Source organism: Leptospira vanthielii serovar Holland str. Waz Holland = ATCC 700522 (assembly GCF_000332455.1).
Classification (GTDB): domain Bacteria; phylum Spirochaetota; class Leptospiria; order Leptospirales; family Leptospiraceae; genus Leptospira_A; species Leptospira_A vanthielii.
In genome coordinates, this window is record NZ_AOGY02000056.1 from 73,135 (window position 1) to 98,979 (window position 25,845).

Here is a 25,845-nt window from a genome sequence, read left to right on the forward strand (position 1 = left end):
AAATGAATTCACTGCTTTTAATTTCTCGCTCTCCTATTTCCAATACTCTTCTTTCTAAAACCTTTCCAAATCTAAGGTCGGATATTACAAATTCATCGACCGACAAAACTTTTGAACTCAAAGATTCCCATTCCCAAATCATTCGTGCAGAAAGGTTTGGGTTATACTGTGTTCGGATCGTTCAAGAGGAATCATTAACGAGAGACCAAGTTGTAGCAATTCGTAATCAGTTGGCAGAAAACCAAATTGATTTTTTATCATTCGGTTCTTTGTTACCTAAAAAAAAAGAATCTCTTTTTGTATTTGATATGGATTCCACTGTCATCAAAGAAGAAGTCATTGATGAGTTGGCAAGAAAACATGGAGTGTATGAAGCAGTAGCCACTGTGACCAAACAAGCGATGGAAGGTGGCATGGGGTTTGATGAAGCCCTTCGTTTGCGAGTGAAACACTTGAGCGGTCTTTCTAAAGAGAGTTTCAAAGAAGTGTATGATCTATTAACATTAAATGAGGGAATGGAAAAGGTATTTCAGTTTGTTCCGGCAAATGGATGTAAGTTGGGAATCCTCAGTGGTGGGTTTACTCCTGTTTTGCAATTATTTTCTGAGAAGTATCCCGTGAATTTTTACAAGGCCAATGGATTGGAAGAAGTGAGTGGATTCTTCACTGGTTCTATTTTGGGTGAGATCATCAATAGAGAAAAAAAAGAATTTTATTTGAAACAATATGCAAAGGATTTTTCAATTCCCCTTGAACAAGTGGTTGCAGTGGGGGATGGGGCAAACGATGCTTTCATGCTTTCTGCCGCAGGAATCGGAATTGGAATTCACGCAAAAACTGGATTAAAAGATCAAATCACTAATTGGATTGATTTTACAGACCTATCGGCTCTCGTCTTTCTATTTGAGGATACGTTTTAATTCATCTAAAATTGATAAGGCCTCGAGCGGTGGGATCTGGTTTGGGTCGATTTGTCTGAGTCTTTTTAAAACCTTTTCTTCGTTTGGTGATAGATTGGATGTATGATTATCCATAAGACCTGCAAACAAACTTGGTTCTTCGTTTTTGATTTTAATTTCTCTTTTTTTGGATTCCAAACCAACAAGAATTTCTTTGGCACGGTCTGAAACGGTTTCGGGAATCCCGGCTAGTTTTGCTACATAGATTCCAAAGGATTGTTTGGATTTCCCTCGTTTGACTTTCTTAAGGAACAGAATTTCTCCTTCCTTTTCAAAAGTATCCAAATACAAATTAAAAATTCCATTTCCTTTCTCAAGTTCGGTTAACTCGTGATAGTGGGTGGCGAAAATGGTTTTTGGTTTAGGAAATTTGACTGTTAGAAATTCTAAAATGGCCCAAGCAATGGATAACCCATCATAGGTGGATGTTCCTCTACCTACTTCATCAAAGAGAATGAGACTGTTCTCTGAAAATTGATTGAGGATGGTGGCAGTTTCTCTCATCTCTACAAAAAAAGTAGATTCCCCTTTGGTTAAGTTATCTCCAGAACCAATCCGAGTAAAAATTCGATCCACAACAGAAAGAGATGCTTTTTTTGCCGGAACATAAGAACCCATTTGGAAAAGTATTTGGTTAATGGCAATTTGGCGCATAAAGGTGGATTTTCCGGCCATATTGGGACCAGTTAACACCGCTATGGCGTTGTCTTTGGGGTTTAGTTCCAGACTATTGGGTACAAAACGTTCGCCAATAGGTAAAAAAGTTTCCACCACAGGATGGCGAGATTCTGAAAATTCTAGAATTCCGTCACTACGAATTTCTGGCCTTGCCCATTGGTATTCTTCTTTGATTTCCGTAAGGGAAAGGTGGTAATCTAAAGAAGCAACCTCATTGGATAGAGTGAGGAATTCTTCATAGAGAGAAATACAATGAGCTACTAACTCTTCAAATTTTTCTTTTTCAATTCTTTCGATGATTTCATCGGCTTGTAAGATGGCTCTTTCTAATTCTTCTAACTGAAGGGATGTGAATCTTTCCCCTGTCACTAAAGTTTGTTTTTTTAGAAAATGTGCCGGCACTTCTTTGGCTTGGGCTTTGGAGATCTCAATAAAGTATCCCAGGATTTTATTATAACGAATTTTGAGTGAAGAAATTCCGGATGTTTTTTTTTCTTTCTCTTCCAATTCCAGAATCCAATCTTTTCCCTTTTCGCGAGCAAGGATGGCATCATCGTATTCTTTATTGAATCTCGCCTTTAGAAAGGGTGAATTCCCCAGAAAAACAGGAAGTTCCCCTTCGTAGAGAGTATCAAAAAATAATTGGGAAAGGTTGGTTAGTTCTTTGGGTAGTTTTGAAAAATCATAACCAATCCCATCTAAAATGGTTTTTACATTCGATGTGGATTCCAAACTTTTATCGATCCCACGAAAGTCTCGGGGAAGAGCTTTCCCCACACGAAACCGAGTGAGGACTCGTTCTAAATCGATGAGGTCACCTAATAGTTCTTTGATTTGGAATCTTTCTTTTTATTGGCGGAGAGAATTTCAATTTTATCCCAGTGGGCTTTGATTTTATTTTCATCGCGAGTCGGGAAAAGAATCCTTTGTTTCAGATACCGTTTGCCGGTGGCAGTGATACAACGGTTGAGTACAGCAAAGAGGGTGTGGTTTTTGTCGTTTGGATTGTCCACAAGTTCCAAATGAGAAACCGTTTGTTCATCTAACACTAAATATTCGCTTTCATCAATTCGTCTGGGAGATTGAAACACAAAGTTCTGCTTGCGGTAGTTGTATTGGAGGTAAGCATCTAACACATGAACCACTGTATCAATTCCTGCGCCCCTCTTTTTAGGCAGATAGTCCTGTGGTATTTTTGATAGAATGATTTTGGATTCTTTGGCTATAGGGGGAATTTCATCGGTAAAAATGATTTCTTTTGGTGAAAATCGTTTTATGGTATCGTTGATCCGTTCTGTTTCGTTTTCGGAAAAAAAGAAATATAGAAGTTCTGAAGTAGAAACATCAGCAAACGCTAGATATACGGAAGTTTTTTCTTTATAATACAAAGATAAATAATTGTTTTGGTATCCGCCGAGTAAATTGTCTTCAACCACAGTGCCTGGAGTGATGATTCGCACCACTTCCCTTGACATGATTTTCGCTTTGGGATCGTCGGGTTTTGTTTGTTCACAGACCACAACTTTTTTGCCGGCAGCAATGAGCCTTGAGATATAACTTTCTGTGGCATGATAAGGAATCCCCGCCATAGGAATTTGGTTTTGGCGTTTGGTGAGAGTAATGTCCAAAATTTGCGCCGCAATTTTTGCATCGTCCAAAAACATTTCGTAAAAGTCACCCATACGAAAAAATACAATTCCATCAGGATGTTGTTCTTTCACTTCCATGTACTGTCGCATCACGGGAGTATTTAATGCTTCATAGTGTTCGGACATTTTGTACCAGTGTTTTTATCTTATTTGGATCTTTTTTCCCATTGGTTTCCACTCCACTTGCTACATCGATTCCATAGGGATGAACTGTCTCTATTGCAGTTTTTACATTTTCAGGAGTGATTCCGCCAGCGAGTAAAAATGGTCGCTTTACAGATGTTACATACTCCCAAGGAAAACTATGCCCAGATCCACCACCCAAATCTTTATGATAACTATCTAAAATCACTAAATCCGATTTTGGTTCTAAGTCCTCGTCAGACATTACCTTCTCTTGGATCCGAATGGCAGGAAGGAGTGATTTTTTTTCTGTTAAGTTGTCCCATAGTTCTTTTGTGAGAAATTTGTCGCCACGAATCAGTTGCACCAGGTCTGGTTGGAAACGTGTGCTTAAGGTTTGGATTTCGGAAACAGAGTTTTCAAAGAATAAGAATACAAGTTTGGGAAATCCGGTTTTCTTCCTTAATGGGAGTAAGGTTTCAGCGGTTTCTTGCGTGATACAACGTGGGGAACGGGGAGAGAAGTTGAGGCCGACAAAATCGACCTGGAGATCTACACAGAGTTCTAATGTAGCCAGGTCTTTGATTCCGCAGATTTTAATTTTGTATCCGGTTCCCATCGAGAACCAGATTGATTCAACTCAGATCAGAGGCAATCGATCCTTTGTATCCGAAGTGTAAAAATTTAAGGAAACTATCCTGATATACCAACATATCTTGTTTGGAAATTCCTTGCCTTACCATCTGGACGAAGATGTTGAGAAAGAAAGAAAGGATGTTTCGCACCACAAATTCACTCACTTCGCCTTTGTAACTAGGTGTTTTTTCTTTGAAAGCGCTGTATTGGTCGAAGTTGATTTTGGTAAGGCGAGTGAGAACTGTATCAGGGAATTCTTCTAGATGAGAACCTTGTGACTTAGTAAGCAAAAGGATAAAGTCATCACGATTAGAATCAACATAGTCAAGAGCAATGTTAAATCGTTCCTGCCATGCCTCATAACTGTCGTTAAATCTTTTTTCAAAATAATCGGGATGTGAAACGTAAGCGAAGGCTTTCTCCATTCCAGAAAGAACTGGCTGTAGGATTTCTGTGAGAAGGTGTTCTTTGTTTTCAAAGTAATTGTAGATATTACTCGTGGATACCTTTGCTTTTTTAGCAATGGTTCGCATACTAGCCTTTTCAAAACCGAGTTGGATGAATTCCTCTCGAGCCGCTTGTAAGATTTCTTTTCGTGTATGTTCTTTGGGAGTTTGCATGGTCCTGAACGATGTTTCCTAAAAGAACAATGTCGTTCAGGATTCATTTGTAAAGTCCAATTTTACATGTTTGTTGTATTTTGTATTAATTTTGCCACAATTCCATAGAGGCGAAAACTTCCTAACACCAATACCGGAAATCTGCCTTGAAATAAGGGGAGGAGGTCTTCTTCGTCTTGCACTCTTCGGGTGATGGGCTTTAATGTTTCTGGAAGCTCAAGGTAGGTTCCAAATCCCACTCCTTCCCAAAGGTAAAGGGAGAGAAGTGGTAGACCAACCAGTTCTTTTAGGATCCCCTCGCGGTCTTTGTCGGGGAGACTCCCCAAAACCAGAGAAAAGGAAGTATGGGACCTTCCAAATTCAAGTGTAGTGGTGGCGATCGCTTCTGGATTGTGGGCAGGATCAAAGACAATTTCGGGAGAGGATTTTAGGACTTCCATTCTTCCCCGCGGTCTTTCGGTTGTTTCCCAAGAAATCAATTCGATCTGGCCTTTTTTTTCGGGAAGAAACTCTGCGAGTGTAGCCTTTGCAAAAAGAAAGTTAGTTTCTAAATAACTTGGTTTTGATTCTAGATTAAGGATCTGAACTTGGGTTTGATTTTTCGGGGAATTTTGGATGATGGCCTGTAGGGAGGGGTCCTCTGGGTCCATCGCCACAAGTTTTCGGCAAACATCAGTTAGGATTCCAAGTTTTTCTCTGCAGATTTTTTCTTTCGTATCTCCGAGAATTTCCGAATGGTCTATTCCTATTTTTGTTAATACAACATAGTCGGCTTGTACAAGTTTTGTGGCGTCGAGTTTTCCTCCCAGTCCTGCTTCCCAAATTTCAAATTCTGTCTTTTGGAAAGAAAAGAAGAGATACGAAAAAACCGTTAAAAATTCAAAATAGGAGAGGGAGGAAAATCTATAGAGATCGGGAAGGATGGTTTTCTTAAAAAAATCTTCGACTTCCTCTTCTTTGGGAAGATGGACTTTGCCTTTTTCAAAAACTTGGAATCGTTCCAAGGGTGAGAGGAGGTGGGGCGAAGTATAAAGTCCGGTTTTGTATCCTAAAAGAGATAGGAGAGCGGCTAGGTAATGCGCAGTAGAACCTTTGGCATTGGTTCCTACAACACCAATCCGTATGGGTTTGTGGACATTGTGTTTGGAGATTACATATTGGAAAAGTTCAGATAACTCATCTAATGTATATTCTTTGAAAACATTGAAGTTTCTTGTTTTTTCAATATTTTGTAGGCTATATAAAAAATCTAGAAACTGCATTGTTTATTTTTAGGATCTACTTTTCAGTTGTTTTAGAAGTATAGATTCCACTTTTTCGATCCACTTAGGTTTTACTTTTGAATTTGTAAATAGTTCAAATTGTCTGATTCCTTGATAGAGTAACATATAATATCCAGGAATGATTTCTGCTTTTTTTTTCTTTGCCTGTTTTACTAAATCAGTTTCCAAAGGATTATAAACTATATCGAATAACGTGTGTTTTTTGGTAAAAAATTTTGAATCAAGTAACGGTTCCCCACCATATCCTTTCATACCCACGGGAGTTGTGTGGACAATCAAATCATATTGATCTACTTCCTTTAGGCATTCTTCTTTCGAAGTGATCGAAAGCCACTCAGGATTTCCTAAGGCTGTTTGGATTTCCTTCGATGTGGTTTGATTCCTTGCGAGAAGTTTGATCTTTCTTTGGATTTTTTTATCACCAGCGTTATTTTTAAGAGTCTCCGCCAATGAAAAAACGATTCCTTTGGCACTGCCTCCACTCCCGAGGATTAAAATTTGTTTTTCAAACATAGGATCTAAAAGATCGGGATTGGATTTGGTGATCGCAAGGACAGCCCCAGTTCCATCCGTATTGACTGCTTGGATTCCGTCACGAAAGAGTAGGGTATTGGAAGAGCCCATAGTCTTGGATGCATTACAAACCGTATCCGCCTGTGAATAGGCCCATTCTTTAAAGGGGATGGTTACAGATACACCCTTTACACCTAAATCAAGGAGAGGGCTTAGACCGATCTCTTTCCACTTTTCGTTTTCAAAGACCAAATAAACTCCATCATATCCGGAGAGTTGGAATAGTGTATTATGAATCCAAGGGGATAGGGTATGGCCTAAGGGATATCCCAAGATCCCAAATATCTCGGTGTGTTTTGAATACAAGGAAAACCTCTTTTTTATCTTATGGACTAAACAATGGCTTACCGAAAATAGGTAATAGACAGGTACAAGAACAATGATTTCATTACCGCTTGCCGCACCATCGGAACCATGGACAATTCTAGTAGATATTTTATTCTTTTTTCTCGCATCCGCAGCCTGTGCCTATTATTTTTATTATTATAAACGTAAAGACTTATTAGGGAAATTTTGGGGTTCCACTTTTGTTGCTGGAATTGGCGCCCTCATCGTTTTTGCGACATTCCAAACTTACATTCGCGATATCATTATGTGGCTCATGTCCCCAAAAATTGGATCGACTCAACTATCCAACGTGAACTTGCTTGCCATCTTTCTTGGTGGGTTTATTGCTCTTTACATTATGAACCGAATCAACCATAACAAAGAAAGAAGAGATTGAATTTGATTTTTCATACAACTTTAAATACTTAAGAAAGTTATAATAAAACCCTAGAAGGGCTAAAACAAATCCCTGTTTCCCGTCTAGGATTCCCAACCGAATCCAATACATATAAAATCCCTTAAAACATGCTTTTAAAAAAGCCCAAAACACAGAACTGGTTTTACCTTTTCTGAATTCTTCCTCTGCAAACAAACTAGAATAACGATCAATAAATTGTAAATGGTCTGATATATTTTTATAAGAATAGTGGTAGAGTGGATTTTTTAGTTTGATTGGTTTTCCGATAAGTTTGACTCTTTCGTGCACCAAACCACCGCTAAACTCCCCTGCAGTTTTTTTGAACAATCGGATTTGGTAGTTAGGATAGTATCCACCAAAACGAATCCACTTTCCTAAATAATAAGTCAAACGTGGAACAAGATAACCTACAGATTGTTGTTTGTGATTGGTAAATAAATCAGAAATTTCTGTTTGTAAACCACTGGATACCACTTCGTCTGCGTCAATGGCCAAAACCCAATCAAACTTTGTTTGTTCGATGGCATAGTTTTTTTGATCCGCATAGTTCACGAACTTACGATAGAAAACACGGGCACCGAATGACTTCGCAATCGATACTGTTTTGTCTGTGGAACCAGAATCGATCACCACAATGTCTTCAATAAAGGAAAGGGCTTCGAGTGTGCGAGAAATATTATCCTCTTCGTTGAGGGTAATGATGGCACAGGATAAAGGAAGGGGCATAATTAAATTTGGTTTGGATCGCGGACGGAGATAAACTTATCGGAGAGAGGAATTTCCAATCTTGCGATGGTAGAATCTTCTCCAATAATGATACGAAAGAAATTGGGATCAATACCTTCCCCTTTGAGCATAATCAGAATGAGGGCAAGGCCAAGACCGGCACCTTCTGTGGTGTCGGCATTGTCCATGTAGAACTGAGCGATGTCATCATACACCATTCCTTTCTCCAATCGTTCTCTGATTGCTTTTTCTTCTTCTTTGGCAATGGGTGTGTTGTTGATGACTTCGATAATGATTCCATCGTCATTGAATTTGAAGTTAATTAAACAATAGTATCCTTTCTTTTTGGCTTTGATTCCAAATTCGTTGGACATCTCTTCTGAAAAAATTTCACGATACTCTCTGACTCCCTTCGCATATTCGGAAGGGTTTAACATACTGTATCCGCGTTCTTCAAAAAAGACACGTTTTTGATTAGCTTTGCAGGCATTGATGGCTAGTTCTTTGATGATGGTGTAGAGAGTTGGGACGAGAGTGGGATAGGTGAGGCGATCTAGGATAAGGCCTACGGCCTCCTTGATGTGTTCCTCAACGGATTTGGAAACCCGGTGAGTCTTTAGCGAGAGAATTTTCCCATTTTCGATGTGTAATTTGATGTGATCAGAAATCTCGCTTGTTTCCTTTCCCATACCCGAAATCTTTTCCATTCTAGTCCTTACTGTCAAGGTAACTAAGACCGCTAGTATGAAAAACCGCAGGCTTCTATTCCTCTCCTTATTTTTATCGGCTTTTGCCCCCTCCAACCTTTTGTCTCAAAATTTGAAAATGAAATCGGTTCGGATCTGGGAGAGCGAAAAATCCAATTTTGGCGGATTTGTCGATTTAGAAGTGGTGCAAGGCAAAATCATTTCCTTAAAAGAAGGAACACCGATTGTACATCCAAAGTACTTATTGCCTGGATTTTGTGATGCTTCCGTCACTTTGGGATCCAATGCGCGCGGGGGTAAGACAAGTCGTGAGGAAATCCCCACTTATCTTTCAGGGTATTTAGCGGCCGGATTTAGCCATATTGAGTCTGTGGGGGATCCGAATCTTGCGAACTTACAAAATGAAATCATCAAATCGAAATGGTTGTCCCCCATCCTCACCCAATCCCAAAAACCCGCTTTGTATGCGGAACTGGCTTCGGGCAAAGAGGCACTTTATGCCTCGGGACTTAGCCTCGCTCCTGACTCCAAACGAAACCGCCACCTTCCGATTTTCTTAAAAGAAGTGGAAAACCGGGGATTTTCTCAAACAGAACTTTTTGCCAAACGCAGAGAAGGAGAGGAGAAAGGATATCTTCCTGTGGCCTATACCTTTGCCGACAAAACCAGTTGGGAAGATGCTTTGGACACGGGTTTTCCTGTGATTTTCCATCCTATGCCCGAAGGAACCAATCTCTACCGAGCCCAAAAAAGCGACTTTCGCTGGGCTCCTATGTTATCTATTTTGTATCTGCAGGACCTAAAGAGGAACCCAGAACTCTGGAAAGAAGAAATCCAAATCTGGTCCCGGCTCCATTTCGTCTTTGGCTCTCGTTGGAAGGATTCACTTTCTGTGGAATCGGAAGGAGAAGAGGATGGGAGTCTTTCCGGAGGCTCTTTTTCGCAGTACAAGTCCACCTTCCAATCGGAAGCCGAGGCTAGAAAAAACCTTCTTTTTGCCAGTGGGGCAGGACATTGGGGACTTTTTCCCGGGCAGGCAGCTATAGTCGAAGTGCGACTTTGGGAGGCTCTTTTGGCAAAACCAAGGGCAAGGAAGGCCGACTCTCCTTCTGGCAGAACGGGATTTTGGGCCTCGCTTTTTGGCTCCTTTTCCCCAGAGCTGCTTTCCACAAATGCAGACCCAGACACCTTACCCCAAATCCGCCGAGATATTATCCAAACTTTGACCCAAAGGACTTGTTCCTTTATTGGTGCCGACCATGAAGGAAAGATCCGAATCGGTGGCCCCGCCCATTTTTCCGTACATGACGAAAATCCTTTGAAACGTGCTTCCGGAATATTTCCAATTGAATCCATGGTATTAGGAGGAAAATTGGTTTATACCCCAAAACCCACCAAGGAAGGAACCGCAAAATGAAAGGCCCATCCTCAGAATTTGAACGTTTATTAGAAGAAAGTTTTAAAAAAAGACAATCCATCGAACCCGGCTCACGTCATGAAGCCAAAGTATCAGCTGTTAAGAATGATTATGTATTCATTCGCACTGTAGAAAATAAAATCACAGGAAACATCTCTATTGAAGAATGGAGAGAAGAGGTAATGCCTAAGGTTGGTGATACTCTTGTTGTTTATTTTTTAAAGGAAAACTCGGGAGATTTTTATTTTACCACCTGTCTTTCTGGAGACAACCTAACAGAAGAACATATGGAGATGGCGGCACAGTATGAAATCCCAGTGCTTGGCCAGATGCTCGTGGAAGCGAGTGGTGGTTGGGATGTTAAACTTGGCAGTTATGCAGCTTTTGTTCCCTTTAGTCAATTGGATGGTTCCTTAAAAGGAACAAACATCGCTGGGAAACGAATTAAATTTGTGATCTCGGAGATTGGCAAAAAACAAAACAAAATTGTTTTATCTCAGAAAAAAATTGCGGATAAAGAAAGAGAAACCAAAAAACAACTGTTACGTGAAGAACTGAAAGCCGGAATTTTTGTTTCCTGCACGGTCAAAAGCATTCATAAATTTGGTCTCATTGTGGACATGGATGGATTTGATGCTTTGGTTCCGCAGTCGGAAGCTACTTACAAAAAAAATGCCGACCTCACAACAGAATTTCGAGTGGGAGAAACCCTTCGTGCTAAAATCCTCACTCTGGATTGGTCTACAAACAAAATATCTCTCAGTGTAAAAGACTTTTTGTCCGACCCATGGTCAGGAAAACTTCCTTTTAAAGAATCCGATATTGTCACGGGAACTTTAGAGTCGATCAAACCATTTGGCCTCTTTGTTCGGTTAGGCGATGATTTCTCTGGTCTTGTCCCGAATAAAGAAACAGGAGTTCCATCACGGACTCCATTAAATACTGTATTCAATCCCGGTCAGAAGTTGGAAGTTTTTATCATGGAGATCAATCCAGAGAAAAGACAAATTGCTGTATCGATTTCCAAAGCAAACGAGGCGAAGGATCGAATGGAATACCAAGAGTATATGTCTAAGGAAGAAACTTCTGGAACGGTATCTAGTTTTGGGTTGGCCCTTCAAAAATCTTTGGAAAAAAAGAAAAAGAAGTAATTTGTCTTTTGGAGATTGCACTTTTCAGACCAGAAATCCCACCTAACACGGGAAATATTGCAAGGCTTTGTGTAAATGTCGGAGTTCCCCTTTCCATCGTGGGGGAGCCGTCCTTTGACCTGTCCGAAAAGGCAGTCCGGCGGGCCGGCCTGGATTATTGGAAGGATTTGGATCTCCGGAGGTTTGCCGATTATGAAGAATTTCGGTCAAAAAAAGAGGAAGAAGGGAGTCGGATTTTCCTTGTGTCCAAGTTTGGGACCAGAGTGTACTGGGATGTGGACTTTGAAAAGAATGATGTCTTTCTTTTTGGGCGGGAAACCTCAGGGCTTCCAGAAGAAATCCACAAGTCCTGCCCTCCAGAGCATATTATTTCCTTACCTATGGCAGCGGTGAGTCGTTCCATCAATCTTTCCAATGCTGTTGCCATTGTGCTTTATGAAGCACTGCGCCAAGAGAAAACACGGACTAATCCCTAAAGGATAAAACAATTTACAACTCTTCCGTTCCCCTTGAAATGGGAATATATGCCGTTCCCTCTCTCCAGAACTGAGTTAGAGAAAGAAGTGAAAACTTTGTTCTCCAATGGCCTCTCGGGGAATGTGAACGATTTTTACTCTTGGGTGTTTATGGAAACCCAACGAAAATTCAAGGACAATCCCAATACCACTTTGGAAACAATCACCTCTCTCCTTGAAGACTTAATCAAAGACGAAATCATCACTACAAACCCTCTGGATCCGAGAGAATACTTACTTCCCGATACTTCTCCTATCATTCGTAAGATGGGGACAACTGAACAATTTGTAATTCTTGGAGCTCTTCCCTACAACCCCATGCAGTATGTTAGGGCCAGGCTTGATTATTTTCTGAAACGAAATGGGATTCAAGAAGAGTTGCGAATGGACCTTTGTATTGCCACGGTAGAAGCAGTGGAGAATGCAGCCAAGTATGGTGACGGTGGCGGTGTGGAAGTCATTTTCCAAATCGACAAACACAAAACCTTTAGCATAGAAATGATCAATACAGTAAAAGACTTTAATCTGGAAGATGATATTCAGAGAGGTAAGTTTTCTTCCACTGCAACACTCATGCGTGGTATGATGGTCATGCAAAAACTTTTCGATTCGGTAGATTTAGAGATCAGCGACAACCGAAAACAAGCTATACTGAAAGCAACTCGTAAACTAACATAGGTTCCTATGGCAAATTTCAAAATGGTTTCTCCTTTTAAGGCTGCCGGAGACCAGGTCGAAGCAATTGAAAAAATTGCAAAGTCCTTCGGCGAGGGTAAAAATAAAATTACATTAGTTGGTGTGACGGGTTCAGGAAAAACCTTTACCATGGCCGAGGTCATTAAACGTGTCAAAAAACCAACGCTCATTTTATCACATAATAAAACACTCGCAGCACAGCTCTTTCGGGAGTTTAAAGATTTTTTCCCGGAAAATGCCGTAGAATATTTTGTTTCGTATTACGACTACTACCAACCAGAAGCTTATGTACCTTCTTCCGATACGTTCATTGAAAAGGATATGTCAATGAATGAGGAGATCGATAAACTTAGATTACGTGCCACATCTAGTTTGCTCGAACGGGATGATGTGATTATCGTAAGTTCTGTTTCCTGTATTTATGGTTTGGGTTCTCCCGAAGATTATATGAATTCGGTTGTGATGTTACATGTCGGGGACAAAATCGACCGGGACCAAATCATCCGAAAGTTTCTCCATATCCAATACGCTCGTAATGACATTGATTTTAGCCGGGGAAATTTTCGTGTTCGTGGGGATACGATCGAGATTATGCCTTCTTACCAAGAGGAAGGAATTCGGATCGAACTTTTTGGAGATGAGATCGATGGACTCTCTAAAATTGATCCACTCACAGGAAAAGTAAAAACAAAGTTAGATCGAGTGGTTGTGTATCCTGCAAAACACTTCATCACCTCAGGACCTAAAATCAAAGATGCCATCGAAAAAATTAAGAGTGAGATGGCCGAACAAAAGGAAAAATTCCTAAAACAAGGGAAACATTTAGAAGCAGAACGAATTGAATCCAGAACCAATTATGATATGGAAATGCTAACGGAACTTGGGTATTGTAGTGGGATCGAAAACTATTCTCGCCACCTAACAGGAAGATCTGAGGGTGAAAGGCCTGCTTGTTTACTCGACTATTTTCCAAACATGGATTTTTTACTAATCATTGACGAATCCCATGTCACCCTTCCACAAATCGGTGGGATGTATGCAGGGGATAGATCCAGAAAACTTACGTTAGTTGATTTTGGGTTTAGACTTCCGAGTGCTCTTGATAACAGGCCATTGAATTTTCAGGAATTTGAAACTTTAACTCCGATGACTTTGTATGTTTCGGCAACACCTGACCAAAATGAAATTAACAAAAGTGAGGCGGTGATCGAACAAATCATTCGTCCTACGGGACTACTTGATCCAGTGGTCGAAGTTCGTCCTACCACAAGCCAAATCGAAGATTTGTTAAACGAAATCCGGCTGCGCATAGAACAAAAAGAACGAATTCTCATCACCACTCTGACAAAAAAGATGTCAGAAGATTTAACTGACTATTATAAAGAATTAGGTTTGAAAATAGCTTACCTGCATTCCGAAATTGATACCATTGAAAGAACAGAAATCATCAGAGACTTACGAAAGGGAGTTTATGATTGTATTGTAGGGATCAATTTGCTCAGAGAAGGACTTGATATTCCAGAGGTTTCTCTTGTTGCCATTTTAGATGCGGATAAAGAGGGTTTTCTTCGCAATTATAAATCTCTCGTCCAAACCATTGGTCGTGCGGCAAGGAATGTAAATGGCAAGGCCATTCTTTATGCAGACAGAATGACTGATTCGATTAAAAAAGCAATCAGCGAAACCGAACGCCGCCGTCTAATCCAAGAAGCCCACAACACAAAGATGGGAATCACTCCCCAAAGTATCATCAAGGAAATTCATGATATTTTACCGCGAGAGATGGCGGAAGAAGATAGTAAGGAAGAAGCTCTCAGGGAAATGGAAAAAGAATTTACCTTGAAGAAATACAAAACCAAAGACAAGTTACGTGATGCATTAAAACGAGAAATGTTACGTTTCGCGTCCGACTTGGATTTTGAAAAAGCTGCCATGTTTCGTGATAAAATGTTAGCACTCGGACCCGATAAAATAGAATCATAAGGTAGGATACGGATTGGAAACAAATGAATTTTGGGAAAACCCAACAAAATTGGCGAGATTGGAAGATTCTCTCCCGAAACAAATTTTCCTTCTCCCGATTAAGGTAAGGCCGGTATTCCCAGGGATCATCACTCCCTTAATCGTACCCCCGGGTCGTTTCATCCAATCGATTGAAGAGTCCTCAAAAGGTGCGGGGTTTTTGGGTCTGATTCTTTTAAAAGAAGATGAGTCAGACCTTCCTTCTGAAGACAATATATTTCAGATCGGAGTGGTGGCTCGTATCTTAAAAAGAATCAATTTACCCGATGGTGGGATGAATATTTTAGTAAACACCATCCAAAGATTCAAAATTCATTCCATTCACACAAAAGAGCCAGTTCTTGTTGCTAATGTAAGATACCCAGAAGAAGAACTAGGTACAAGTAAAAATAATATTAAGGCTCTTATGAGAACCTTACTTATTTTAACTAAGGAACTGGCACAAAACAATCCTCTGTTCACAGAAGATATGAAACTTACGATGATGAATGTAAACGAACCAGCAAAAATGGCCGATTTTGTTTGTTCCATTCTGAACCTTGAAAAAGAGGAATACCAATCTGTCATTGAAGCCGTACAAATCAATGACCGCTTAGAAAAGGTATTATTGTTTCTTAAAAAAGAAATCGAGTTAGTGGTTCTTCAAAAAAAGATCCAAGAACAAATTAATGATAAAATAGATAACCAACAACGTCAGTTTTTCCTTCGTGAACAATTGAAGGCCATCCAGCAAGAGTTAGGTGCTGGTGAAGACAAAACAGAACTCAAATACGAAAAACTTTTGGAACGATTGAAAGCAGTTCCTGTTAGTGATGAAATTATTGCGGAAGTAGAAAGGGAAATTGATAAATTCAAAAACTCAGATCCAATTTCTAGCGATTATAATGTCATCAGAAATTATTTAGATTTGGTCGATGCCCTGCCCTGGGAGAAACCGGCAGAAAAAGATGTGAATTTAATTCATGCCAAAAAAATTCTGAATCGCGACCATCATAAACTAGAAGATGTGAAGGAACGAATTTTAGAGTTTTTAGCTGTTCATAAATTGAATCCGAAAAGTAAAGGGTCTATCCTTTGTTTGGTGGGCCCACCGGGTGTGGGTAAAACATCCATCGCCAAGTCTGTGGCAGAAGCGCTGGGTCGAAAGTTCTACAGGTTCTCTGTGGGTGGGGTGAGGGATGAAGCAGAAATCAAAGGCCATAGAAGAACGTATATTGGAGCCATGCCTGGAAAACTCATCAGTGCTTTGAAGATCACTAAAGAACGGGACACAGTAATTCTTTTAGATGAAATAGATAAGATGTCCCAAGGTTACCAAGGTGACCCGCAAGCGGCACTCCTCGAAGTTCTAGATCCAGAACAGAATTCAAATTTTAGAGATCACTATTTAGACTTACCTTTTGATTTGTCTGATGTTTTGTTTATTGCTACTGCTAACACTTTTGAACCAATCCCTCGAGTTTTACTCGATCGTATGGAAGTGATCCAACTTTCTGGATACATCACAGAAGAAAAAGTGCAGATCTTCCAAAAGTACCTTTGGAAAAAGATTTTTGAAAAAAATGGATTAAATCCGGATTCCTTTTCTATGAAAAAAGAAACGGTAACAATTCTCATCAATTCATATTCAAGAGAGTCGGGCTTACGCGGCCTTGAAAAAACATTCGATAAATTAGTCCGAAAAATTGCCTTAAAACAAGTGTTAAAGGAAAAGTATTCTAAAGAAATCCGAGAAAAGGATTTGGTGGAATACTTAGGTTCTCCTCCGTTTGTCGATGATCGAATGACTATTCCTAAAGTTCCAGGAACTGCACTTGGCCTTGCTTGGACCAATGCAGGAGGATCTACCCTTCTTATCGAAGCAGTCCTCATTCCAGGAAAAGGTGGGCTCACTCTTACGGGACAAATGGGAAAAATGATGGAAGAGTCCGCAAACATTGCCCTCTCTTTTGTTAAAAACTATATTAACAACGATGTTTTGTTTGAAAAAAAAGCCATCCACTTACATGTTCCCGATGGTGCCACTCCCAAGGATGGTCCAAGTGCGGGAATTACAATGGCTACAGCTATTTTGTCTCTTGTAACCAATCAAGTGATAGCTCCAGGGTTTGGTATGACCGGTGAACTTACGTTAACTGGTGAAGTCCTTGCCATTGGGGGACTCAGGGAAAAAATCGTAGCCGCAAAACGAGTAGGAGTGAAAAAAATCATTTTCCCTAAAGACAATGAAAAGGCATTCCAAGAAATCCCCGACTACGTAAAACGTGGTGTCACTTTTTATCCAGTCACTCGTTTTGAAGAAGTGGAAAAACTCGTTTTCCCTAAATCCAAAGGTAAAAAGAAATGAATCAGCAAACCAATTCCTTTTTCCTCATCTTAGAAGTGTTGTATGGCCACCTAACGGATCTTCTTCGTTTTTTCTGGATTCGGCGTGTTCAACTTTTCACACTGGGTTCTATCCTTGGAATCTTTTTGTCTTTTTTCTTTTTGGGTGGAGCATATGTGGTTTGGTCGGGTGAAGAAGCTCGTGTCCATAAATCACTAGAAAAATACCGATCAGAAGTCTCAAATTTTTATGACAGTTTTCAACCAAAGTCAGTAAAAATTTTAGATCGCAGTGGAAAAGTGATGGGTGAGTTCTATCGCAGAAACTTTCGGCCCATCCGTACAGATAATTTGGCAAAACACAATGTCATCGTTTGGGCGGTGTTATCTTCCGAAGATAGAGAATTTTTTTCCCATTCCGGATTGAATTACACTGCCATTGGTCGAGCAGTAGTAACAAATTTAATACAATTTCGTTTGTCTCAAGGTGGGTCTACCATCTCACAGCAGTTAGCGAAACTCACTTTAAACTTAGGAAAACGTAATTTATTCAATAAACTAACGGAACTCTATTGTACTTTTTATATAGAAAGCCAATACTCGAAAGAAGAAATTTTGGCTATGTATCTAAACCAAATTTTTCTCGGTGAAGGGAATACGGGTGTAGAAGAGGCCGCAAGATATTATTTTCGTAAACCCGCATCAGAGCTTAGTCCAGAGGAGGCAGCCCTTCTTGTAGGAATCATTCCGGCACCCAGTGTATATAATCCAGTTCGCAATTTAGGAATTTCTCTTTCTAGGCAAAAACGCGTGTTATATGATATGGCAAGAAACCCGGAACTGCATCCTTCAAAGAAAGAAATTCCGCATAAGTTTTCAGATTCGATCGAACTGAACTTAAAAAAATTCCGAACTATTTATAAGATAAAAGAAACAAAAGATGAAGAAGGAAACCCAAAATACTCTAGCGAAATTGGAAAATATGGGGCAGATAAGGATTTCCGAGTCAATTTAGCTCCTGATTTTAATTCGGAAATTCGAAGATTCATTTTGGAACGATTTTCTAATGAAGATTTAGAAGAAAGGGGTTTACTCGTTTACACTACTTTGGATTTGGAAAAACAAAGACTCGCCGAAGAGGCGTTACGTGTTGGTGTGGATTCTGTTCGAGCCGATCTAACAAAACAAGAAGCTGAATACCAAAACAAAGGTAAGGCGGATTTGGCAGAAGTTACTCGGGCTATTTTGCCACAGCTTAGTGGTTCTATGATTTCTTTAGATCCCGAAACGGGGGATATCGAAGCTATGGTGGGTGGATACAAAATATCCAATGTATTTCGGTTCAATCGTGCAGAGGATGCCAGGCGCCAACCAGGATCGACGATCAAAGCTCTTGTTTATGCTCTTGCATTTGAAAAGCGGATCGTAAACCCATCATCCAAAATCAAAGACGAAAAATTAGACATCTCTGGTTATTCACCCAAAAACTGGTATAAGGGTTATAAGGGTGACATCACAGTTCGGCAAGGTCTTGCCCAGTCAGTGAATACTGTCTCTGTAAAGTTATTACATGAAATTGGAATTTCCTACTTTATCCAAAAATTAAGTGCCATCCTTTCCATTCCCGAAGAAGAAGCAGAGATTCGGTTCCAAAGAAATTTATCTTTAGCACTTGGGTCAGGAGAATTAAGCCCGATGGAACTTTCTGTCATTTATGCCACCCTTATGAATGGGGGAAGGCGAGTGACACCAAGAAAGATTATAAAAATTACTGATTTGGATGGGAATGAATTTTATAACACAGTCGCCAATGAGGCCGCCGAACAAATATTAGATCCCGTTGCCTGTGCTATGGCCATCAATACCTTACAGTCTGTTCTTACCGAAGAAGGAACCATGACTCTAAAGAAGAAGGAAGGGGAACCATTTTTGTATGCTGGAAAAACAGGAACCGTACAATCTCCTAAACTAAAATCTTCAAAGTGGAAAGGTCTTAAAGGTGTTCGTGACGTTTGGTTTGCGGGACTCACGCCAAGAAACGTAACGGTTGTTTGGGTGGGGCATGACGAGGGAGCACCTTTCCCTGGTTCGGGATCTGGCGTATCTGGTGGGATTTGGTACAGATACACACAAAATGTAAAATCAAAACTAGGGATGGGGAATCAGTTGATTTCTAATTTTGTGGGAGATTTTGTAAAGGTGGATGTTTGCGCTGATGATGGAACCATTATTGAAACTACACCAGATTATTTCTGTAAGGTGCCACTTTACGCTCAGTATTATTATATTGGTGACTTACCACCCAAACGTGCAGGTTTTGTAAAACAAGAACCCGCCATCCAAAATACAATGCCAAGACCAGAACTCATCGATGATTCCGAAATTTCAACTTATGATGCACAAGGTAGTCGGATCCAACCAACAGCAGTAGACTCTGTGGAATTGGAACCACCCCTTATAGAAAATCGGCGAGCGCGTTATAACGAAGAAACTCCTTAGAAACCAAATAGTTCTCCTGGATGGACCAAAGAAAAATCCAGGGTTTGTCCTCTCTGATTTTTTCAATGATTTGTAGGGCATCTTTTTCGGTTTTAAAAGGTTTGTTTAAAAGTTTGCCTACCTCAATATTTCTATAAAAAGAACGATTCCCTCCATTACCTACTTTATCTGGATGGAAGAGTGGGTCTAAAAAATTCCAAACAGAATCAAAATCAGAATACCAAGTGAGAAGTGTAAAATCTCCTTTTCCTTCTCCATTCTCTTTATATAAAGGTGCTTTTTCCATTGGCCTAAGTTTAACAGTAAGCCCAATATCTTCTAATGCTTGTTTAATGGCCCGGCCTTTGGCTTGGTTTTCATCATCACCTCGCATCCGAAATTCCAAACTAGTGGTTAAGATTTTTGGGTAACAAGTAGATTGTTTCAACTCATCAATTGCCAATGGTTTGTTGTATACTTCCCCATTTCTATTTTTCCCATTGGACATTTTTTCGATATAATTTAAAGGAATGGGCCCGTAGGTGAGGTCTGCATGGTTTTCTAATAATTTTTGAATGATCAAATTACGCGGGATGGAAAGATTGAGTGCTCTTCGAAAGTGTTTGTCGAAACAAGGATTGTTTTGGTTGATTGCCACATATTGAACCGACCTTCCTTTTTTTGTGAGGGTAAGTTCTGAATTTGCTTCTGGCAAAGAAAGAAGAAAGTCCGTGAGTTTGAATGCATCTAACTGGTGTTTGCGATACAAAAATAGAGAAGTCGAAGATTGCGGTAAAATGAGAAAACGGATTTTTTTAGGAAAGTTCGGATCCACTTCTCCTTGGAAGTTTAAGTCTATGTATTCATTTTTTTTCCAAGAGACTAGACTGTATTTCCCATAAGTTTTTAAGAGATTCTGTTTCCATTCTTCTTTTCCAATGATGGAGGCAAAAGGTAAACTGAGTTTTTCTTTCCATTCCGTATCCCTCGTATCTTCTCTAAATTCTAACTCTAATTGAGTTTTGGATAAAGAACGAACCCCAAGTAAAAACTGATAGTCTCCCTTTCTGGGATAAGTTTCGAAGGCCAAACGAGATAAACTGTATTCTATATCTTGAACCGAAGGAGCCGAGGCATTCAGTTGGAATAACCAAAGTTCCTTTTTTGGATGGGGGATTTTTTTGTAAGAGAGAAGCCAAGGGGAATGGATCCCTTGCGAATCTTGGACAAAGAGACCTTGGTGGAGAAATTTTGCCAATTTTTGACCGGACAAATCGGTAATGTGAAGGGGATCTAAATGGGAAGGATCCGAGGGAAGGGCCATTTTTAAGTCGAAATCGGGAGTTTCCTTCCGGCAAAAAGTGAGGGACAAGAGAAAGAAAACAAGGGATAAGGTTCTCATACGTGAAGATTTACCGAAAACTTTGGCCATATTTGGCAAAATACAAATACAGACTTAGCCTCGGTGTTTTCTTGTCTATATTTGTTTCCATTTTTAATGGGGCATCCCTCACGTCTCTCATTCCTATCTTTGATTCTTTGGGGACTGGTGAAAATTACAAGTTCCAAATTGCTCTAACAAAAAAAGACCAAACTCTTCTGTCAGAACACAAAAAACCTGACCATCTAGAAGGACTGACTTATTGGGAATGGCAATTTGCCAACCTCAAACAAAATACAAACGAGGAACTTGCAGATAAAAAGCCAGACGACTTGGTATATTTGTTTTGTCTTATCATCCTTCCTATCTACTTTTTAAAACTCATTTGCCTGGCCGGTACTGTCTACTTTGTCAATTCGGCTGGCCTTCTTGCCGTCAGTGATCTTAGGCAAGCCCTCTACAAAAAACTCCAAGTATTACCTCTAAACGAGTTTTATCGTGAGAAGACGGGGGTTCTTATGAGTCGGGTGATCAACGATGTCGATATTGTGGGAAAAGTAGTTTCGAATGATCTAAAAGATGCAATTAACGATTTTTTTTATATCGTTACACATTTGATCATCTTACTCGTGTTAAGTTGGAAGTTATTCTTTTTATTATTCATTGTCATTCCTTTGATTGTGGGACCTGTAAGTACATTTGCCGATCGTATTCGGCGAACCACCAAAAATCAACAAGAACAGTTGTCTGAATTGAATGGGGATCTTCAGGAAGTCATTTCTGGAATTCGGGTCATACGAGCTTTTTCGATGGAAGACAAAGAAGCCGATCGTTTTTTTAAAGTGAACCAAAACCTTTCCGATAAAACTTTCAAAACACATTTTTATCATCAAATAGGCCCCGCCTTAACTGAGTTATCCGGTTCGGTTGTGACCATGGTCTTTTTAGGGATAGGCGCTTATTTGTTAGAAGATGCCAGTTTTTCCAAAGGGATGTTCATTGCTTTTTTTCTTACCTTGATTTTTCTTATGCGCCCCTTAAAACAGATGAGTATTTTGGTGAACTTAATCCAAGCCTCTGTGATTGCGAGCGATCGTGTATTCGAAATTTTAGGTAGAGATGTAGATATTAAGGAACCAAAAATTCCAAATCCACTAGGCCAACTTTCCAGATCCATTGAATACAAAAATGTATCCTATGTTTATCCCAATACAGATATTTATGCACTGAAAAATGTTAATCTGACATTACCTCTTGGTGGGACCATTGCCATCGTTGGATCCTCCGGCGCCGGTAAATCTACGTTAGTTGACCTTTTGCCAAGACTCATTGACCCCAGCGAAGGTGGGATTTTTTGGGATGATGTGAATGCAAAAGATTTAAGTTTGGATAACTTACGAAAACGAATCGGAGTCGTTTCTCAAAACATTTTTTTATTTAATGGTTCTGTTCGTGAAAACATTGCCTTTGGAAAACCCGATGCATCCGAAGAGGAAATTCGCCGTGCAGCCGAAGATGCTTTTGCCTCTGAGTTCATTGAAGCTTTTGAGGAGGGATATGATACAATTGTTGGTGAACGAGGTGTGATGTTGTCCGGTGGCCAAAGGCAAAGAATCTCCATTGCTCGGACTCTGCTTGCCAATCCAGAAGTGTTGATTTTGGATGAGGCCACATCTGCTCTGGATACAGAGTCGGAACGGCTCATCCAACAAGCGTTTGTTCGGCTGTATGAAAACAAAACTGTAATCATCATTGCTCACCGTTTATCTACGGTAAAAATTGCAGATACAATTTATTATTTAGAAAATGGCGAAATTGTAGAAAGCGGAAGCCACACAGATTTATTAAAAAATCAAAACTCTAAATACAAACGTTTGTATGATATGCAGTTTTCGAGTTCTACTTAAACAAAAACTAAAGTTTAAGCTAGACGTCCTGTTCCACAATTCGGACAGAACTTTGCATTAGGAACAGCAACAAACGAACCACAGTTGGCGCAGGTCCAATTTTCGTTAATTTTTGGAGAAGGAAGGATGGCAACATTTGCCTTTTTTTCTTTTAGTTCTGCTTCTACGGAATCTAAAGCTTCAATATAAGGAAGAGACTGGGTTTGAAATTCTTCTTCTGTTAATTTTCCAGAATCAAAATCAGATCGGATGTCTTTGAGAGAATCGAGGAGGTTACTCTTCTTTTCTTTAATGGGTCTGAGATAAGCTCCTTCTTCTTTCCCAAACGGTGATTCGTCGATTCGGAACCTATAATAGAATAATAGGAAAGGAGCGATCAGAATGATTCCAAAGAGCAGACAATATAGATATAAGAGAAAATCCATACGTTCAGAATTTGGACTTTTTATTTTTAGGCAATCTCTTTATCTTTGGTCAAAGAAGAGAATTTACACTTATGGCCGTTACTAACTCATTAATTGAAGAAAAACTCAAAACAGCAGAAGAAGTGGCAGCATTATTGCCTAGACATGTGACACTAGGATGTTCCGGATTTACCCCGGCTGGCTACCCAAAACTCATTCCTGTCGCATTTGCCAAACGAATCGAAGATGAAAAAAAGTTGGGAAAAGAATTCTCAATCAATCTGTATGCAGGTGCCTCGACAGGCGAAGAATTAGATGGTGCTTTGGCAAAAACGGGCGCTCTTAAATTAAGAATTCCTTACCAATCGAACTCCCATCTTCGGAACCTTATCAACCAAGGCGAAACCGATTTCATTGATATGCATTTATCACATGTTGTAAAATACATCGAACACGGTATATTACCAAAAATTGATGCTGCCATTGTGGAAGCCATTGATGTTACAACTGATGGTAAGATTTATCTATCCACATCTTCTGGAATGAGTGCTACTTACATTCAAAATGCGGAATCCGTCTATATTGAGTTAACCGATACCCATCCTTTAGAATTAAAAGGATATCATGATATTTATCTTCCCAATCACCACGAAAAGGGACTTCCCATCAATATTCTCAAACCAGGAGACAGAATCGGCCTTCCATATATTCAAGTTTCTCCTGACAAAATCAAAGGGATTGTACGTTCAAACAAACCAGATGCGGCTACAGTTTTCAAAACACCTGATGAAGATTGCCAAAACATCGCAGCCCATGTTTTATCTTTTATTCAACATGAAATTAAAATGGGAAGAATTCCCAAAGAATACCTCCCATTTCAAAATGGAGTTGGGAATATTGCCAATGCGGTGCTTGCGAGCATGGCAAAAGATCCCAACTTTCATTCCATCCAAATGTATACCGAAGTGGTCCAAGATTCTGTATTTGATTTGATTGATGCTGGAAAATTGGAGATTGCATCCACATCCGCTTTAACTTTTTCCGAAAAGGGACTGAAACGTTTTCATGAAAACATTAACGAATGGAAATCAAAGTTTGTCATTCGACCACAAGAGATTTCAAACCATCCAGAAGTCATTAGACGTATGGGCCTTATTGCCATGAACACTGCTATTGAAGTAGATATTTATGGAAACGTAAACTCAACTCATGTGATGGGAACGTCGATGATGAATGGGATTGGCGGTTCAGGTGATTTCACAAGAAACTCTCATTTGTGTATTTTTATGACACCATCTCTTGCAAAAGAAGGAAATATTTCTGCAGTGGTTCCAATGGTGTCCCATACAGATCATAATGAACATTCAACGATGATTTTTGTTACGGAACAAGGGTTAGCTGACCTTCGGGGATGTCCACCAAAAAAACGGGCCGAACTCATCATTAACAACTGCGCTCATCCGATTTATAGAGACAAACTCCGAGAGTACTATGAAAATGCTCTTCGTGTTTCCAAAGGGAAACATACTCCTCATGACTTAGAAAAAGCACTTTCTTGGCATGTTCAGTTTTTAAAAACCGGAAGTATGAAGTGATCGCAATTGTCGGTTCTGGAATTACGGGTCTTACTGCCGCTTGGGCTTTAAAAAAATTTAAAGATGTAACTTTATTTGAGAAACATCCAGAGATAGGGATGGCTGCATTCGGCGCCAAACAAACTGTAGATGGTAGAGAGGTGGAATTTGATATCCCATTTAGAACGATCAAACGTGACTACTATCCTACACTTTTCCAGATCTATGATAAAGCCGGTGTTCAAACAAGGGCCGTTGATTATTCTTTTCGAGTGGAGTCAAATGAAGAGGCAATTTTTGGATTTCGTTCCCACCAATTGTTTGGAATTCCTTTTGGTGTCCCCACAATGGATTCTTTTGTCTCGTCCAAAGGACGTAGAATTTTTTCCGATTTATTAAAGTTTTACACCAATGCAAAAGAAGATTGGAAAAGGGAGAACCCATCCATTTCTATTTTGGATTTTCTTATAAAGTATGGATACTCCCGTGAATTTATTTATGAATTTTTGCTTCCAACCTTTGCACTCGTAAACACTTGTAAGACGGAGACTGTAGGAGCATATCCTGCAGAAACCATTATCGGTTATCATTCCAGAGGTTATTCTTATACACCTCAAGAAACAGCAAGTTTTGGAACAAGGGATATCGTCAATCGTCTCACGAATGGTCTCAACAACTTACAATTGAATGCTGTGATCCAGAAGATCTATAAAAAAGCGGATAAAACCATCATCCAATTTGCAAACGAAGAAAAAGAGTTTGAACATGTGATCCTTTCGACACAGGCAAACCAAGCAAAAGATCTGCTAGGTGAAGGGTTCGATTTAGAAAAAGAAATTCTAAATGAGTTTCGTTATGAATCCAGTGACGTGGTATTACATACTGATGAGTCTTATTTTTATAATCCATCGGTTTCTTTAGTTTTTAAAATCAGAAATACTTATGACAAACCAGAGGTGACATTGGACTTGGGTAGGATCATTCCAGAACTGAAGGGTAAAAAAATCTTTCAAACATGGAATCCTCACAAACTTCCTAAGGAAAGTGATACCTTAAAATTGGCAAAGTTTGAAAGGCCAGTGATGGATGAAAGGACGGCTAAGGCCATTGGGAGAATCGCAACATTACATTCTAACCCAAAATGTAACCTTTGGTTATGTGGCCCGTACTCTCTCTATGGAATTCCACTTTTGGAAGCGGGTGCAAAGTCTGGACTACTTGTTGCCTCCAAGTTAACCAATCAGAACATTGATGATTTAATTCAACGTTAATCAAA

20 protein-coding genes and 1 pseudogene are annotated in these 25,845 nt (G+C 39.8%); 12 read left to right on the top strand and 9 right to left on the bottom strand.

Features of this window, described 5'->3' with window-relative positions:
* The first annotated feature begins 2 nt into the window (after window positions 1-2).
* Window positions 3-920 (top strand): phosphoserine phosphatase SerB, encoded by a 918-nt coding sequence (gene serB, locus LEP1GSC199_RS13190; RefSeq protein WP_039926815.1) that lies wholly within the window; start codon window positions 3-5, stop codon window positions 918-920.
* Here the strand turns inward: serB and mutS are convergent.
* The 5 genes and pseudogenes from mutS to LEP1GSC199_RS13215 all read right to left on the bottom strand — a co-directional run bounded on the left by mutS (window position 900) and on the right by LEP1GSC199_RS13215 (window position 6,827).
* A pseudogene (gene mutS, locus LEP1GSC199_RS13195) lies at window positions 900-3,412 on the bottom strand (DNA mismatch repair protein MutS). The gene serB and the pseudogene mutS overlap by 21 nt on opposite strands.
* On the bottom strand, window positions 3,396-4,028 hold the full coding sequence (locus LEP1GSC199_RS13200) for a phosphoribosylanthranilate isomerase (protein WP_002984107.1): 633 nt from the start codon (window positions 4,026-4,028) through the stop codon (window positions 3,396-3,398). The pseudogene mutS and the gene LEP1GSC199_RS13200 overlap by 17 nt, the downstream one beginning before the upstream one ends.
* 16 nt (window positions 4,029-4,044) lie before the next feature.
* Window positions 4,045-4,665 carry a TetR/AcrR family transcriptional regulator gene (locus LEP1GSC199_RS13205; RefSeq protein WP_002975010.1) on the bottom strand — a complete coding sequence of 207 codons (621 nt, stop codon included), beginning with the start codon at window positions 4,663-4,665 and terminating at the stop codon, window positions 4,045-4,047.
* A gap of 62 nt (window positions 4,666-4,727) precedes the next feature.
* Window positions 4,728-5,927: a Mur ligase family protein gene (locus LEP1GSC199_RS13210; RefSeq protein ID WP_002984293.1), complete on the bottom strand. Its 1,200-nt coding sequence runs from the start codon at window positions 5,925-5,927 to the stop codon at window positions 4,728-4,730.
* A 9-nt stretch (window positions 5,928-5,936) separates the two neighbouring features.
* On the bottom strand, window positions 5,937-6,827 hold the full coding sequence (locus LEP1GSC199_RS13215) for a shikimate dehydrogenase family protein (protein WP_002984161.1): 891 nt from the start codon (window positions 6,825-6,827) through the stop codon (window positions 5,937-5,939).
* Window positions 6,828-6,900: 73 nt separating this feature from the next.
* Between LEP1GSC199_RS13215 and LEP1GSC199_RS20965 the strand changes: the two genes are divergently transcribed.
* Entirely contained in the window at window positions 6,901-7,245 is a 345-nt protein-coding gene (locus LEP1GSC199_RS20965) for a hypothetical protein (RefSeq protein ID WP_083901954.1), read from the top strand.
* Here the strand turns inward: LEP1GSC199_RS20965 and LEP1GSC199_RS13220 are convergent.
* A complete protein-coding gene (locus LEP1GSC199_RS13220; RefSeq protein ID WP_002984099.1) occupies window positions 7,150-7,992 on the bottom strand; it encodes a glycosyltransferase family 2 protein in 843 nt (280 codons plus the stop codon). The two genes, LEP1GSC199_RS20965 and LEP1GSC199_RS13220, sit on opposite strands and share 96 nt — an antisense overlap.
* A 2-nt stretch (window positions 7,993-7,994) precedes the next feature.
* Complete coding sequence (locus LEP1GSC199_RS13225; RefSeq protein WP_002984183.1) at window positions 7,995-8,699, bottom strand: hypothetical protein; 705 nt, start codon at window positions 8,697-8,699, stop codon at window positions 7,995-7,997.
* Between the two features lie 37 nt (window positions 8,700-8,736).
* Between LEP1GSC199_RS13225 and LEP1GSC199_RS13230 the strand changes: the two genes are divergently transcribed.
* Genes LEP1GSC199_RS13230 through LEP1GSC199_RS13260 form a run of 7 tightly spaced genes read left to right on the top strand, consistent with a single transcriptional unit; the run spans window position 8,737 to window position 19,324 of the window.
* Window positions 8,737-10,116, top strand: coding sequence for a hypothetical protein (locus LEP1GSC199_RS13230; protein ID WP_002984266.1), 1,380 nt, complete (start codon window positions 8,737-8,739; stop codon window positions 10,114-10,116).
* Window positions 10,113-11,267 carry a S1 RNA-binding domain-containing protein gene (locus LEP1GSC199_RS13235; protein WP_002984354.1) on the top strand — a complete coding sequence of 385 codons (1,155 nt, stop codon included), beginning with the start codon at window positions 10,113-10,115 and terminating at the stop codon, window positions 11,265-11,267. Before LEP1GSC199_RS13230 ends, LEP1GSC199_RS13235 begins: the two co-directional genes overlap by 4 nt.
* An 8-nt stretch (window positions 11,268-11,275) precedes the next feature.
* Entirely contained in the window at window positions 11,276-11,743 is a 468-nt protein-coding gene (locus LEP1GSC199_RS13240; RefSeq protein ID WP_002984122.1) for a tRNA (cytidine(34)-2'-O)-methyltransferase, read from the top strand.
* 48 nt (window positions 11,744-11,791) lie between these two features.
* Window positions 11,792-12,460 (top strand): ATP-binding protein, encoded by a 669-nt coding sequence (locus LEP1GSC199_RS13245; protein WP_002984339.1) that lies wholly within the window; start codon window positions 11,792-11,794, stop codon window positions 12,458-12,460.
* Between the two features lie 6 nt (window positions 12,461-12,466).
* Complete coding sequence (gene uvrB / locus LEP1GSC199_RS13250; protein WP_002984331.1) at window positions 12,467-14,461, top strand: excinuclease ABC subunit UvrB; 1,995 nt, start codon at window positions 12,467-12,469, stop codon at window positions 14,459-14,461.
* A 13-nt stretch (window positions 14,462-14,474) separates the two neighbouring features.
* Entirely contained in the window at window positions 14,475-16,847 is a 2,373-nt protein-coding gene (gene lon / locus LEP1GSC199_RS13255) for an endopeptidase La (RefSeq protein ID WP_002984074.1), read from the top strand.
* Window positions 16,844-19,324 carry a transglycosylase domain-containing protein gene (locus tag LEP1GSC199_RS13260; protein ID WP_002984131.1) on the top strand — a complete coding sequence of 827 codons (2,481 nt, stop codon included), beginning with the start codon at window positions 16,844-16,846 and terminating at the stop codon, window positions 19,322-19,324. Before lon ends, LEP1GSC199_RS13260 begins: the two co-directional genes overlap by 4 nt.
* Here LEP1GSC199_RS13260 and LEP1GSC199_RS13265 read toward each other — a convergent pair.
* On the bottom strand, window positions 19,281-20,705 hold the full coding sequence (locus tag LEP1GSC199_RS13265; protein WP_002984101.1) for an ABC transporter substrate-binding protein: 1,425 nt from the start codon (window positions 20,703-20,705) through the stop codon (window positions 19,281-19,283). The genes LEP1GSC199_RS13260 and LEP1GSC199_RS13265 overlap by 44 nt on opposite strands.
* A gap of 2 nt (window positions 20,706-20,707) precedes the next feature.
* Between LEP1GSC199_RS13265 and LEP1GSC199_RS13270 the strand changes: the two genes are divergently transcribed.
* Window positions 20,708-22,591, top strand: coding sequence for an ABC transporter ATP-binding protein (locus tag LEP1GSC199_RS13270; RefSeq protein ID WP_039926820.1), 1,884 nt, complete (start codon window positions 20,708-20,710; stop codon window positions 22,589-22,591).
* A 14-nt stretch (window positions 22,592-22,605) separates the two neighbouring features.
* On the opposite strand, the gene LEP1GSC199_RS13275 is transcribed toward LEP1GSC199_RS13270, so the two are convergent.
* Window positions 22,606-23,016: a zinc ribbon domain-containing protein gene (locus tag LEP1GSC199_RS13275; protein ID WP_002984197.1), complete on the bottom strand. Its 411-nt coding sequence runs from the start codon at window positions 23,014-23,016 to the stop codon at window positions 22,606-22,608.
* A gap of 71 nt (window positions 23,017-23,087) precedes the next feature.
* Between LEP1GSC199_RS13275 and LEP1GSC199_RS13280 the strand changes: the two genes are divergently transcribed.
* Together LEP1GSC199_RS13280 and LEP1GSC199_RS13285 are read left to right on the top strand one after the other, a co-directional pair.
* Window positions 23,088-24,590: a succinate CoA transferase gene (locus LEP1GSC199_RS13280; RefSeq protein ID WP_039926832.1), complete on the top strand. Its 1,503-nt coding sequence runs from the start codon at window positions 23,088-23,090 to the stop codon at window positions 24,588-24,590.
* Window positions 24,587-25,840, top strand: a complete 1,254-nt coding sequence (locus tag LEP1GSC199_RS13285; RefSeq protein WP_002984174.1) for an FAD-dependent oxidoreductase — start codon at window positions 24,587-24,589, stop codon at window positions 25,838-25,840. Before LEP1GSC199_RS13280 ends, LEP1GSC199_RS13285 begins: the two co-directional genes overlap by 4 nt.
* Window positions 25,841-25,845: the final 5 nt, after the last annotated feature.